This is a genomic window from Variovorax sp. 10N420 (assembly GCF_056394705.1).
In genome coordinates, this window is the sequence record NZ_JBFTIJ010000008.1 from 60127 (window position 1) to 73662 (window position 13536).

General features: G+C 63.8%; 10 protein-coding genes and 1 tRNA gene. 6 read left to right on the forward strand and 5 right to left on the reverse strand.

Going from position 1 to position 13536, the window contains the following annotated elements:
* Window positions 1-113: 113 nt before the first annotated feature.
* From AC1DEK_RS20635 to polA, 3 genes are all read right to left on the reverse strand, one after another.
* A complete protein-coding gene (locus AC1DEK_RS20635; protein ID WP_478127147.1) occupies window positions 114-1016 on the reverse strand; it encodes a LysR family transcriptional regulator in 903 nt (300 codons plus the stop codon).
* Window positions 1017-1035: 19 nt separating this feature from the next.
* Window positions 1036-2334 carry a M20/M25/M40 family metallo-hydrolase gene (locus AC1DEK_RS20640; RefSeq protein ID WP_478127148.1) on the reverse strand — a complete coding sequence of 433 codons (1299 nt, stop codon included), beginning with the start codon at window positions 2332-2334 and terminating at the stop codon, window positions 1036-1038.
* Window positions 2335-2459: 125 nt separating this feature from the next.
* Window positions 2460-5252 carry a DNA polymerase I gene (gene polA / locus AC1DEK_RS20645; protein WP_478127149.1) on the reverse strand — a complete coding sequence of 931 codons (2793 nt, stop codon included), beginning with the start codon at window positions 5250-5252 and terminating at the stop codon, window positions 2460-2462.
* A gap of 98 nt (window positions 5253-5350) precedes the next feature.
* Between polA and AC1DEK_RS20650 the strand changes: the two genes are divergently transcribed.
* Genes AC1DEK_RS20650 through AC1DEK_RS20660 form a run of 3 tightly spaced genes read left to right on the forward strand, consistent with a single transcriptional unit; the run spans window position 5351 to window position 7589 of the window.
* On the forward strand, window positions 5351-5734 hold the full coding sequence (locus AC1DEK_RS20650; RefSeq protein ID WP_478127150.1) for a hypothetical protein: 384 nt from the start codon (window positions 5351-5353) through the stop codon (window positions 5732-5734).
* Between the two features lie 7 nt (window positions 5735-5741).
* Complete coding sequence (locus AC1DEK_RS20655; RefSeq protein ID WP_478127151.1) at window positions 5742-6785, forward strand: homoserine kinase; 1044 nt, start codon at window positions 5742-5744, stop codon at window positions 6783-6785.
* 9 nt (window positions 6786-6794) lie between these two features.
* The gene (locus AC1DEK_RS20660) at window positions 6795-7589 is read left to right on the forward strand and encodes a BPSS1780 family membrane protein (protein ID WP_478127152.1); all 795 of its coding nucleotides are present in this window, start codon (window positions 6795-6797) and stop codon (window positions 7587-7589) included.
* Between the two features lie 31 nt (window positions 7590-7620).
* Here the strand turns inward: AC1DEK_RS20660 and AC1DEK_RS20665 are convergent, their stop codons facing one another.
* On the reverse strand, window positions 7621-10020 hold the full coding sequence (locus tag AC1DEK_RS20665; RefSeq protein WP_478127153.1) for a UvrD-helicase domain-containing protein: 2400 nt from the start codon (window positions 10018-10020) through the stop codon (window positions 7621-7623).
* Window positions 10021-10239: 219 nt separating this feature from the next.
* Here AC1DEK_RS20665 and AC1DEK_RS20670 point away from each other — a divergent pair, with 219 nt between their 5' ends.
* On the forward strand, window positions 10240-11217 hold the full coding sequence (locus AC1DEK_RS20670) for a GMP reductase (RefSeq protein ID WP_478127154.1): 978 nt from the start codon (window positions 10240-10242) through the stop codon (window positions 11215-11217).
* A 32-nt stretch (window positions 11218-11249) separates the two neighbouring features.
* Here the strand turns inward: AC1DEK_RS20670 and AC1DEK_RS20675 are convergent, their stop codons facing one another.
* Window positions 11250-12116, reverse strand: coding sequence for an alpha/beta hydrolase (locus tag AC1DEK_RS20675; RefSeq protein WP_478127155.1), 867 nt, complete (start codon window positions 12114-12116; stop codon window positions 11250-11252).
* Window positions 12117-12207: 91 nt separating this feature from the next.
* On the opposite strand from AC1DEK_RS20675, the gene AC1DEK_RS20680 reads away from it, so the two are divergent.
* Both AC1DEK_RS20680 and AC1DEK_RS20685 read left to right on the forward strand, forming a co-directional pair.
* A tRNA-Ala gene (locus AC1DEK_RS20680) sits at window positions 12208-12283 on the forward strand.
* A gap of 805 nt (window positions 12284-13088) precedes the next feature.
* Window positions 13089-13364 (forward strand): hypothetical protein, encoded by a 276-nt coding sequence (locus AC1DEK_RS20685; RefSeq protein ID WP_478127156.1) that lies wholly within the window; start codon window positions 13089-13091, stop codon window positions 13362-13364.
* Window positions 13365-13536: the final 172 nt, after the last annotated feature.

Here is a 13536-nt window from a genome sequence, read left to right on the forward strand (position 1 = left end):
TCGCGCGGACCCCGCGTGCCGCGAGCAGCGCAGGGAAGCCGCAAAGCGGCCGGTGACGTCGGCCAGCCCAGGGCACACCGCCCGCCTCCGCCACCCCTACCCACTCCACTCCTTCAACTCACCCCTTCAACCGCCTCCCGCATAAAAACAGTAATGCTCCGCACAGCCACAGAATCCGGCTTTCCCGCAAACCGCAGCGCACGAATAGGCACCGGAATATGCGGCTCCAGCGTCAGCACATCCACTTTCTCCCGATCCGCTGAACGAGCGGTACATCCATCGACCAGCGCGACCCCAAGTCCATGGTGCGCCATCGCAAGCGCCGCATGGTAGGTCTGCACAGTGACCACCGCCTGCTTGAATCCGACGCCAGCCTGCCGACACGCCTGACTCAGACTCGTCCCGACTGGATCCCGACTGTCGAGCCCCACCACCGGAAGGTCGACCAGATCGTGCAGCGCCACCGATCCGTTGCGCAGTAGTGCGCGGGGCAACATTCCCTTAGGCGCAATGCACACCATGCGGCTGTCAGCCAACGCCTCTTGGGTCAACGAAGGATGCACGGTCGGACTGAATGCAAAGCCGACATCCGCCTCCTGCAGCAGCAGTGCCGACATGATCTGCGGTGAATGCAGCGACTCGACCGTCACCGCCACGCCAGGATGCTTTTCCCGAAAGCGCTTGAGCGCGCGCGGCAGCACTTCGTAGCTCAAAGCCAGCACCGTAAGGATGCGCAGCTCTCCCGCGTCACTCGCCGAACGCAGGTTCGTCGCGAGGCGCTGCACCTCGTCGAGCTGTGCAAAGAGCCGCTCGATGTGCGGATACAGCGTCAACGCCTCCGTGGTCGGCGTCAGGCGACCCTTGGCTCGCTGGAAGAGCGCGAACCCGAGTTGGATCTCCGCATGCTGCAACGTCCGGCTCACCGCCGGCTGTGTGATGTTGATGAGCCGCGCCGCCGCACTCACGCTCCCGGTGAGCATGATCGCGTTGAAGACTTCGATGTGACGTAGCCGCATTGCGAGAGGAGACGGCGCCTCAGTTCGATCCGGGCCCGAGCTTCCCGCGAGACACGTCCATGATCAGTTGCGTTGCAAGATAGAGCCGCGGTTCGATCGAATCGATCAGCACATATTCCGCGTCCATCGAATGCGCACCGAAACCCTGGAGTCCGAACCGCTCCACCACCGCGGCCTTGGTGTTCAAGCCCGCAAAAGCCGCGTCGGTGCCGCCGCCTGCCACCTTGTCGTCCGCGCCCAACGTGCGGCCGAGGCTCTTGTAGATCTGCTGAGCGTGCGTCGCGAGCGCGCGGGATGCATCCGTCGCCTCCAGCGGCGGGCGGCGGCGCTCGAACTTGATTTCGACTTTGGCTTGAGGAATCAGCTGGTTCTTCGATCGCTCCCGGACCTCGCGCTCGATGCGGTCGTAGTCGCTCACCTTCAGCACCCGCACATCCGCACCGGCGGTCGCCGTGGCCGGAATCACGTTGCGATTGGTGCCCGAGCGTGAAATCGTCCAGTTCATCTTCAGGCCTGTGGCCGGATCGGACAGGTCGCGCATTTGCAGGATCTGGTGCGACAACTCGTACAACGCATTCACGCCCGCCTCCGGTGCCGAACCCGCGTGGGACGCCTTGCCAGTGACATTGAGCGTGACCGACGCAATGCCCGCGGTCGCGAGCGACAGCTTGTCGTCCCGAATCGGTGCGCCCTCGAAAGACATGACCACGTCGTGCTCACCGCCCAGCCGCGTGAGAAGCGCCCGGGCACCCGGCGAACTAATCTCCTCGTCGCCATTGATCAACACCGTCAGCGTGCCGTAGTCCTTAAAGTCCAGGGCCTTCAGCAGCGCCACCGTATGCGCGATGACCGCCACGCCCTGCTTGTCGTCCGCGATGCCCAGCCCGTATGCCTTGTCGCCATCGATGCGAAACGGCTGCTGTCTCGACATGCCCACCTGATAGACCGTGTCCATGTGCGCGATCAGCATGATCTTCTTCGTGCCCGCGCCCTTGAACGTCGCACGCACCACCTTGCCGATCTTCTCCGGCGTGTCTTCCATGCGGTAGGCATCGGCCGAAGGATCGATCAGTTCGACCTGCCCGCCAAGCGCCTTGAACTTCGCAGCAACCAGATCCGCGATCTTGTCCAGCCCCTCCAGATCGCGACTCCCCGATTCCACAGAAACCAGCTGCTTCAAAGTCTCCAGCAACGCCGGCTTCTCCTTCGCGGCAAGCGCAGCGAGCCGCTCATCTGGCGCAGCAAAGGCGCATGCGCAGGCAGCACTTAACGCCGCAAACAAGACGACCCGACGGCCAGAAGCAATTGCAATGTTCATTGATCCTGAATCTCCAAAACGATTTTCCAGAAACACCGCGGAACCGGCTTTGCCGGGCCGCTGGTGTTGCCCCCGGTAGGGGGTGGGCGGCTACACGAAGTGAGCCAACCTGGGGGCGAGCGTAGCTAATGCGCTTTGTCCCAATTCGGGCCAAAGCCGATCTCCGCGAGCAGCGGCACCTTGAGTTCGGCGACGCTCGCCATGATCCGCGGGATCTCGATGCGAACCCACTCGACTTCTTCTTCGGGCACTTCGAACACCAGTTCGTCGTGCACCTGCATGATCATCTTGGTCCCGCGCTTCTCGGCATCCAGCACGTCCTGCACCTTCACCATGCTGAGCTTGATCAGATCGGCGGCGGTGCCCTGCATCGGCGCGTTGATGGCTGCGCGCTCGGCACCGCCTCGGCGGGGTCCATTCGGCGAATTGATCTCCGGCAGGTAGAGGCGGCGTCCGAAGACGGTCTCGACATAGCCTTTCTGCTTGGCCAGCGCCTTGGTCTCATCCATGTACGCCTTCACGCCCGGATACCGCGCGAAGTAGCGCTCGATGTACGACGAGGCCGCCTTGGTTTCGATGCCCAGATTGCGCGCGAGCCCAAAGCTGCTCATGCCGTAGATGAGCCCGAAGTTGATCACCTTCGCATAACGACGTTGCTCACTCGACACTTGCTCCACCGCGACGCCAAAGACCTCGCCAGCAGTCGCCCGGTGAACGTCGATGCCTTCGGTGAACGCGCGCAGCAGGGATTCATCGCCGCTGATGTGCGCCATGATCCGCAGTTCGATCTGCGAATAGTCGGAGCTTGCGATCACGCTGCCAGCGGGCGCGACAAAAGCCTCTCGCACGCGGCGGCCTTCGACGGTGCGGATCGGAATGTTCTGCAAATTGGGATCGTTGCTGGACAAACGGCCCGTCACGGCGACGGCTTGCGCATAGTGCGTATGCACCCGGCCGCTGCGTGGATTCGCCAGCAGTCCCAGCTTGTCGGTGTAAGTGCCCTTGAGCTTCGAGAGTCCGCGGTGCTCCAGGATCTTGGCCGGCAGCGGAAAATCCTCCGCGAGCTTTTCCAATACTTCTTCGTCTGTACTCGGTGCGCCGCTCGGCGTCTTCTTGACGACCGGCAGCCCCAGCTTGGTAAAGAACACTTCGCCGATCTGCTTGGGCGAACCGAGGTTGAAAGGCTGGCCCGCGAGCTCGTAGGCTTCTTGCTCCAAAGCCATGATGCGCTTGCCCAATTCATTGCTCTGCGCGGCGAGCGTGGGCGCGTCGATCAGCACGCCATTGCGCTCGATGCGATAGAGCGTCTCGCTCGACGCCATTTCCAGCTCGTAGACGAAGCGCAGCTTTTCATTCGCCTCGAGCTGCGGCCAAAGCACGCGATGCACATCCAGCGTCTGGTCGGAGTCCTCGCACGAATATTCGGCGGCCTTGTCGATCGACACCTGGCTGAACGAAATCTGATGCGCACCTTTGCCGCAGAGGTCTTCGTAGTCGATGCCCGTCCGTCCCAGATGCCGCTCCGCAAGACTGGCGAGGCCGTGCGGCTTGTGTACCTCCAGCACATAGCTTTGCAGCATCGTGTCATGCGCATAGCCTTGCACCTCGATGCCGTGATTGGCAAACACGTGGCGGTCGTACTTGATGTGTTGGCCGAGCTTTTTCTTCGAGCCGTCTTCGAGCCATGGCTTGAGTTTTGCCAGGACTTCATCGCGCGGCAGCTGAACAGGCGCGTCCGGATAGTTGTGGCCCACGGGGATATAGGCCGCTTCGCCGGGCGTCACGCTGAAGCTCAGCCCGACGATCTCGGCGCGCATTTCATCGAGTGAGTTGGTCTCGGTGTCGATCGCCACGAGCTCCGCCGCCTGGATCTTCGCCAGCAAGGCGTCGAAGGCCTCCCACGTCATGATCGTCTCGTAAGCCAGGTTGGAGACCTTGGCAGCGGCTGCGAAACTCGGGTCGTCGAAGAGGCCGGTCCCGCCTTCAGGGCCTTTTTTCTTCTTGTTCTCCTCGATCAACTCGGGCGACACCTCGTGCGCTTCGAGCGTCCGCACCAGCGACTTGAAGCCGTACTTTTCGTAGAAGATCTTCAATTCGTCGATCTGCTGCGGGCCGATGGCAATCGCATCGAGCGACGGCAGGCCCTTGACGTGCTCGCCGAGCTCGCAATCGGTCCTGATGGTCACCAGCCGGCGTCCCTGCGGCAGCCAGTCGAGCGCCTTGCGCAGGTTCTCGCCGGCCTGGCCCTTGACCTCGCCGGCGCGCGCAATGAGGGCATCGAGCGAGCCGAATTCGAGCAGCCACTTGGCGGCCGTCTTGGGACCGACCTTTTCGACGCCCGGGACGTTGTCGACCGTATCGCCGACCAGCGTCTGATAGTCGATCATCAGGTTGGGCGGGACGCCGAACTCCGCCGTCACGCCGGCCACGTCGCGCTTCTTGCCGTTCATCGTGTCGATGATGGTGATGTGCTCGTCAACGAGCTGGCTCAGGTCCTTGTCGCCGCTGGAAACGGTGACTTCGATGCCTTGCGCGGCAGCCGTTCGAGCCAACGTGCCGATCACGTCGTCCGCCTCGATGTCCGGCACGCACAGCACCGGCCAGCCAAGAAGCCGCACCACCTGGTGGATCGGCTCGACCTGGCTGCGCAGATCGTCCGGCATCGGCGAGCGATTTGCCTTGTAGGCGGGATACCAGTCGTCGCGGAAAGTCTTGCCCGGCGCGTCGAAGACACAGGCGGCGTAGTCGGCCCGCACCTCGCGGCGCAGGGCCTGCATCATGTTGATCATTCCCCGGATGGCACCCGTGGCGGGACTGCTGTTGTCGCCGGGAACGGCGCGCAAGTCGGGCATCGCATGAAAAGCGCGATAAAGATAGCTCGATCCGTCGACGAGCAGCAGTGTTTTCTTGTCGGTCATCAGGGCATTTTGCCGTGCCGCGACCGGCCGTCCGGAAGGTGTGCCGGAACGCCACGGACTTGTATCCCTGGCGCGAGCGCGGACCTACAATCCTGATCATGTCCTCCATGCCGCTCCATCTTTCCCGCATTCGCCTGGCCATGTTGTTGTTCGCCAGCGCCGCGGCGATTGCCGCCGTCCAGGCGCAGACGCCCCAGCCGGCGCAGCCCCCGGCCACGGCGGACAACCCGACAGACGCGGACAAGGAAAACGGCCGCCGCAACCAGAAGATCGAGCACATCCACACCGAAGACAGCGGCGCCACCGTCGACGAAGTTCGCGTCGGCGGCCAGACGATGAGCATCACGGTCAAGCCCAAGAACAACGCACCGGCCTACAACGTCATGCCCAACCGCGAACAGGGCACCAACATGCAGGGACAGCCCGACCAGAGCAACTCCGACCCCGGCTCACGGGTCTGGTGGAACGTCTTCAAGTTCTGAGCACACGGTGGCAGTTTTTACGGAAGTCGGATTCGAAGAAGCCGACGCACTGGTGCAACGCCTGGGACTCGGCCCGCTGAGCGAGCTCAGAGGCATCGAAGGCGGAATCGAAAACACCAACTACTTCGTGACGACGGCAAACGGTGAGTTCGTGCTGACGCTTTTCGAGCGGCTCGGCCCCGAACAGCTCCCCTACTACCTTTGTCTTATAAAGCACCTCGCGGCGCGCGGCATCCCCGTGCCGGAGCCGGTGATCGATCCGAAGATCGAGCCGCCGAAGGGGCACGCACTGTCGATTCCCGCCAACGCGCCTTGCGAATTGCTGCTCACGGTGGCGGGCAAGCCTGCAGCGGTCGTGCAGCGGCTCCAGGGCAAGAGCGAACTGGCACCGACCGCCCGCCACTGCGCCGAGCTCGGCCGGCTGCTGGCGCAGATGCACATCGCGGCGCGCGACTACCCCCGCATTCAACCCAACCTCCGCGGCCTGCCCTGGTGGAACGACACCGCGCCCGTCGTCTTGCCTTACCTCGAGGCGCCCCAGGCCGCGCTGTTGCGCAGCGAACTCGCCTATCAGAACCACATCGCCGAATCGTCGACCTACGCCGCATTGCCCCGCGGGCCCATTCATGCCGACTTGTTTCGCGACAACGCCATGTTCGACACCCATGCGAGCGCCGACGCGCCACGGCTCACGGGCGTTTTCGACTTCTACTTCGCGGGCACGGACACCTGGCTTTTCGATCTTGCCGTGTGCCTGAACGACTGGGCCATCGACCTCCAGACCGGTCGCCACGATGCCGAGCGCGCCAGCGCATTGCTCGCTGCCTATGGCTCGGTGCGCCCCCTGACCGGCCCGGAACGCGCCTTGCTGCCGGCCATGCTCCGGGCCGCCGCGCTGCGCTTCTGGATTTCGCGCCTATGGGACTACCACTTGCCTCGCGAAGCGAGCATGCTCAAGGCGCACGATCCGACGCACTTCGAACGCGTGTTGCGCGAACGCGCCCATGCGACCTTCGAGTTCTCACATGACGCGGATCTGCAGGCCGCCTGACCCGATCCGATGAAACTCAATCTTGTTCCGGCACGCACCGGCGTGCTGTGGGTCCGAAGCGGGCTCAAGGCCTTCGCACGACAGCCGCTCGCCTTCGTTTCGCTTTTCTTTTTCTTCATGGCGCTGGTGTCCATCGCCTCGCAACTGCCATTGATCGGTGCGGCCATTGCCCTGATGCTGCTGCCGACCATGACGCTCGGGCTGATGGCAGCCGCTGCGCAAGCCACCGGCCCCGAAAAGCCGCCTGCCGGAACCGTGTTCATGGCCGCCGTGAATGCCGTTCGCTCCGACGTTCGTCCCATGGCGGTGCTGGGCGCGATGTACGCGGCACTGTTTCTCGTGGTGATGGCGATCTCCGCGCTGGCCGATGGCGGGCAGTTCGCGCGCGTCTACCTGCTCGGCGGACCGCTCACGCGCGAACTTGCGGAAACGACCGAGTTCCAGGTCGCGCTCTGGATTGCCATGGGTCTCTACCTGCCGCTGTCGCTGGCCTTCTGGCATGCACCAGCGCTCGTGCACTGGCATCGCGTGCCACCGGCGAAGAGCCTGTTTTTCAGCTTTGTGGCGTGCTTCAAGAACTTCGGCGCACTCACCGTCTTCGGCCTTGTCTGGACAGGCGTGTTCATCGGCGCGGGCATCGTGTTGAGCCTTGCCGCAACCTTGCTCGTCGCCATCGGCGCGATGGGCATCGGCGCAAGCGCGTCTGCGGCCGGAGCTGCGGTGATGATCGGCGGCGCACTGGTGATGGCGGCCATGTTTTTCACCAGCACCTGGTTCACCTTCCGCGATTCATTCCAGGAATAGGCCCAGCACCGCGAGCGCGGCGCCGACCGCGCTAAACCGGCGTCAGCTTGGCAACCGACAGCGCCAGCCACTTGACGCCATGGCGCGGGAAGTTCACTTGGGCCCGGGCGTCGTCGCCGGTGCCTTCCAGCGACACCACGGTACCTTCACCGAACTTGTTGTGGAAGACCTGCATGCCTGAACGAAGCCCGTGCGACGGCGCGGCTTTTTGTGGCGGAACAGGTGGACTCGCGAAGGCCTCCTTGCCGTAGCCGCCTCCACCGCCGCGCGTGCTTGCGTAGCCGCCGCCGTAGCCGAAAGCGGATGGTGTGAATCCCTGGTTCTTTGGAGTGAGCCACTTCAGGGCGCTCTCGGGCAGTTCGTCGAAGAAGCGGCTCTTGACGTTGTAACGGGTCTGCCCGTGCAGCATGCGGGTCTGCGAATGGCTCAGGTACAAGCGCTTGCGGGCGCGAGTGATGGCCACATACATCAGCCGACGCTCTTCCTCGAGGCTCTCGTAGTCGCTCATCGAGTTCTCGTGCGGAAAAAGGCCCTCTTCCAGGCCGGTGATGAACACGCAATCGAATTCGAGCCCCTTTGCAGCGTGCACGGTCATCAGCTGCACGGCATCCTGGCCGGCCTGCGCCTGGTTGTCGCCGGATTCGAGCGCTGCATGTGTCAGGAAAGCCGCCAACGGACTGAGTGTCTCGCCCGTTTCCGCATCGGGCGCGAGCGGCTCGTCCGTAACGGGGCGGTTCGGATCGATGCCCTGGCTGACCGGCGACTGCCGCAGTTCGTCCACTGGCAGCGCCACCGCGTCGCGGCCAAAGCCTTCCTGCGTGACGAAGCTTTCTGCGGCGTTGACGAGTTCTTCCAGATTCTCGATGCGGTCGGCGCCTTCGCGATCGGCCTTGTAGTGCTCGATGAGCCCGCTGTGGTCGAGCACCAGTTCGATGATCTCGCGCAGGGACATGCCCTGCGTCTGCTCGCGAAGCACGTCGATCTTCGCGACAAAGGCAGAGAGATTGCCGCCGGCCTTGCCACCGACGGCGCTCACGGCGTCGTGCAACGAGCGGCCGGCCGCGCGGGCCGCGTCCTGCAGTTGCTCGATGCTGCGCGCGCCAATGCCGCGCGGCGGAAAGTTGACGATGCGCAGAAAACTCGTGTCGTCGTCCTTGTTCTCCAGCAGGCGCAGGTAGGCCAGCGCATGCTTGATTTCGGCCCGCTCGAAGAACCGCAGCCCGCCATACACGCGGTACGGCACGGCGGCATTGAACAGCGCTGTTTCAATCACCCGGCTCTGCGCATTGCTGCGGTAGAGCACGGCCATCTCCTTGCGATCGATGCCCTCACGCACCAGTTGGCGCATCTCCTCGACCATCCATTGCGCCTCGGCGAAGTCGCTGGTCGATTCGTAGACGCGCACCGGCTCGCCGGGGCCCTGGTCCGTGCGCAGGCTCTTGCCCAGCCGCTTCTTGTTGTGGCTGATGAGTTCGTTGGCCGAATCGAGGATATTGCTGTAGCTGCGGTAGTTCTGCTCCAGCTTGATCTGGTGCGCCACGTTGAACTCGTGCACGAAGTCCGCCATGTTGCCCACGCGCGCGCCACGAAAGGCATAGATGCTCTGGTCGTCGTCGCCCACCGCGATCACGCTGTTGTCGCCCGGCGTGAATCGGCCATCGGCCGTGGTGCCCGAAAGCATCTTGATCCATGCGTATTGCAACCGATTGGTGTCCTGGAACTCGTCGATCAGGATGTGCCGAAAGCGCCGTTGGTAGTGCTCGCGCACGGGATCGTTGTCGCGCAACAACTCGTAGCTGCGAAGCATCAGTTCGCCGAAGTCGACCACGCCTTCGCGCTGGCATTGCTCTTCGTACAGTTGATAGAGCTCGACCTTCTTGCGATCGTCGTCGCTGCGGATCTCGACGTCGCGCGGACGCAGGCCATCTTCCTTGGCGCCGGCGATGAACCACTGGGTCTGCTTGGCCGGAAAGCGCTCGTCATCGACGTTGAACTGCTTCATCAGCCGCTTGATTGCGGAAAGCTGGTCCTGCGTGTCGAGGATCTGGAAGGTGGACGGGAGCCCGGCGAGCTTCCAGTGCGCCCGCAAGAAGCGGTTGCACAGGCCGTGAAAGGTGCCGATCCACATCCCGCGCACGTTGACCGGCAGCATGGCCGTCAGCCGCGTCATCATTTCCTTGGCGGCTTTGTTGGTAAAGGTCACGGCGAGGATGCCGCCGGGCGACACCTGGCCGGTTTGCAGCAACCATGCGATGCGCGTGGTCAGCACGCGGGTCTTGCCCGAACCGGCTCCGGCGAGGATCAGCGCGTTGCCCGCGGGCAGCGTCACGGCCGCAAGTTGCTCCGGATTCAGATTGGCGAGCAGAGGGGACGCGGCGGGCGCTTCGCCCATGGCGTCGGGCGCGCCGGAAAACAAGTCATATGGGAGCATGTGCCCATTGTAGAAACGCCCACCCGCCATGGAGCGGGCGGGTAGAATCAGTCACCGGGCCCAAGTTTCTTGACGTCCGGTTTTTTTGTGCCTGCGCACAGCAGGGTTCGCAGAGTTCGGTATCGCCGCCACGGCGAACCCGCAAAGCCGGGCTCCAAGCCAAGCGCCCCATCGCCGCCGAAATCCTTTGGCGACGACCTTTCAGGAGCTTGGAATCACATGCAAATCTTCGACTACGACAACATTCTTCTGCTGCCCCGCAAATGCGTAGTGGAAAGCCGCTCCGAGTGCGACGCCAGCGTCACCCTCGGCGGCCGCAGTTTCCGCATTCCGACAGTGCCCGCCAACATGAAGACCGTGGTCGACGAGACCATCTGCACGTGGCTGGCAAAGAACGGCTACTTCTACGTGATGCACCGCTTTGACCTGGACAACGTCAAGTTCGTCAAGGACATGCACGCAAAGGGCGTGTTCGCGTCGATTTCGCTGGGCGTGAAAAAGCCCGATTACGACACGGTCGACCAACTCGCCGCCGCGGACATGGCACCCGAATACATCACGATCGACATCGCCCATGGCCACGCCGACACCGTGAAGAACATGATCGGTTATCTCAAGAAGAAGCTGCCGAAATCCTTCGTGATTGCGGGCAACGTGGGCACGCCGGAAGCGGTCATCGACCTGGAAAACTGGGGCGCCGATGCCACCAAGGTGGGCATCGGCCCCGGCAAGGTCTGCATCACCAAGCTCAAGACGGGCTTCGGCACGGGCGGCTGGCAGTTGTCGGCGCTCAAGTGGTGCGCGCGCGTCGCGACCAAGCCGATCATTGCCGACGGCGGCATTCGCGACCACGGCGACATCGCCAAGAGCATCCGCTTCGGCGCGTCGATGGTGATGATCGGCTCGCTCTTCGCGGGACACGAGGAGTCGCCCGGCAAGACCGTGGAAGTCGACGGCGTTCTTTTCAAGGAATACTACGGATCGGCCAGCGACTTCAACAAGGGCGAATACAAGCACGTCGAAGGCAAGCGCATCCTCGAGCCGATCAAGGGCAAGCTGGCCGAAACGCTGATCGAAATGGAGCAGGACATCCAGAGCTCCATCAGCTACGCGGGCGGCCGCAAGCTCATGGACATCCGCAAGGTCAACTACGTCACCCTGGGTGGCGACAACGCGGGCGAACACCTGCTGATGTAGGCCCGCTGCGTGCCGCTACCTGAGGCGGAGCTTCAGGTGTCGAGCAGTTGCATCGCCAGCGCATGCAGGCGGTGCGCGGGATCGGCCAATGCGTCCACCACACCGAAGTGGTCGAGCCCCGGAAGGATCTCGCTGACCGGCACTGCAGCAGGGCCCCAGGCCTTGCGCATCAGCGCGTTCTGGCGGATGAATTCCTCGCTTTCCTCGCTGCCCGCCACCGTGTAGAGCTGCCCGCGCTTTGGCGCCGGCCAGAACGCCGGACTGAGGCGCAGCGCTTCGGCATCGGTCAATCGCAGCGCATCGGCGAGGAAAGGGGCGTGCTGGAGCGGACGAAGGTCATGGACGCCTGAAATCGAAAATGCGTTGCGCACGAGTTGGGGCGGCAGGTCCGGTGAGACGGCCTTCCAGTCGCACGCCAGAAGCATCGCCGCGAGGTGCCCGCCCGCGGAATGACCGGAAACAGTGATTCGCGAAGGGTCGCCACCGTGCGCCGCGATGTTGCGCCAAGTCCATTCGAGCGCGCGAACCATTTGCAGGGCTATGTCGGCAACGCGGACCGGCTGCTCGGCCGTTCCGGGGCACAGCGCGTAATTGGGCACGACCACGCAAACACCCTTGTCGACGAACGCAGGGGCGACCATGGAAGAGTCGTTCTTGTCGAGCGAGCGCCAGTACCCGCCGTGGATGAAAACCAGCACCGGCGCGTTGGGGTCGGACGCGGCAAACACATCGAGCGTCTCGCCGGGCCCGTCGCCGTAGGGCAAGTCCAGGCTGCCCCTCAGGGAAGCGCGCGCGGCGGCAGAACTCGAAGCCCATCGCGCCAGATGCACCGGATGTTCCGGCACGCGCGCGCGATTGTTGTACATGGTGTCCAGCCAGGCTGGGTCGTGCAGCGACATTCCTCGGTCCTTTTCTTGCGGCAGGGAGCGCATCTTGGCATGCCGGAGACGTGCATCGGAGCGCTCGTTCTGGTTAGAATTTGTGGGCGTTGGGGGGGTAGCTCAGCTGGGAGAGCGCCGCGTTCGCAATGCGGAGGTCGTGAGTTCGATCCTCATCCTCTCCACCAACTCTCTAGGTTTCATGCGGGTTTCCAGCCCATCGCATCGAGAACCTACAAAAGAACCTACAGCAACACTACGCGCTGGACCCTCCGGCCAACGCGGAGTCCATTGCGCCGCGCGCGGCCCGCTCGGTCCAGAAGCCTCACCGCAAGCACGGCCCGAAATCCCCGACCTCACAGACCAAACCAAGCGCCGAGCAAGGCCCGCCTGGCCACCAACCCCTTGCCCGCTTCTCTGTTGGCCCGCCTGCGCCCGCTTGGCGCGTCGGCCGAGCCAACACGCTGGGCCACTCCACCCCACCCGGGGTGCCCGGCTGAGCCAGATTTCTTTGTAAGGAAGGTCGTAGAGAGTTTTCCGGCGGCGCAATTTTTTTCGCCCCTCCTGCGAGTTTTTCAGCCAGCGCGCGAAGCTGCGGGCCGTGCTGGCGCAGCGTGGCTACCTCAGGGCTGACCTGATCGACGCCTTGCACGGCCCACTGGGACTGACCGAAGGCACGCACGGCAGCTACCTTGCGGGTCCATGACCACGCCTGACCCGACCGCCAGCACCAGGCGAAGGCGAACACCCCGCCGCCGATGGACTGACGGCCGATGAAAAAACCCAGGACACCTCGGCCGAAGCCGACCCTCCCGCTGGCACCGTTCAAGCCTCCGAGGAACCCGCTGGAGACCCTGCCTCCGCGCCGGCTATGGGGCACGAAGCCCACGCCCGAATAATTTCACCGCATCAGCCCCTGACGGCCGACCGCGACGATCTGCAATTCGGGCGACTCCCTGATGCCATCGTCGATCACGTCGGCATGATCGACAGATGCCCGATGTGATACCGCCCGACACCGCCGACATGCTGACGCCTGACTTGAGCCTGGCTGCTCAGCGCGCCGGCAAGGCGCTGGCAAAGCTGTCCGAGGCCGAACTGCTGGCGGTACTCGGTATCGAGTTGCAGCGGCGCGGCCTCCAGGAACTCGGGGCGCTCCCGAAGCCACGCGCGCCCGTCAGGCGCCATAAGCCGGTCTCCGTGGAGCAGCTCTTGCTCACACTGCCGGTAGTCGATGCGATGACCCAATCCGAGCAACGTGCCGACTGAGGATGACCTACCTTGATGGGAGCTACGGCGGGCTAACCAGCACGGCAGCATCCGCAAGGTGCACGTGCTGGAGCGCGACTGCGCTTGGCGCAGCAGCGCGCTATTCGCGCTTGGGGGCCGCCCTGAGAAAGCCCGCCCATCGGCGCTGGCAATCGTGGGCTGTCTGGAGGCG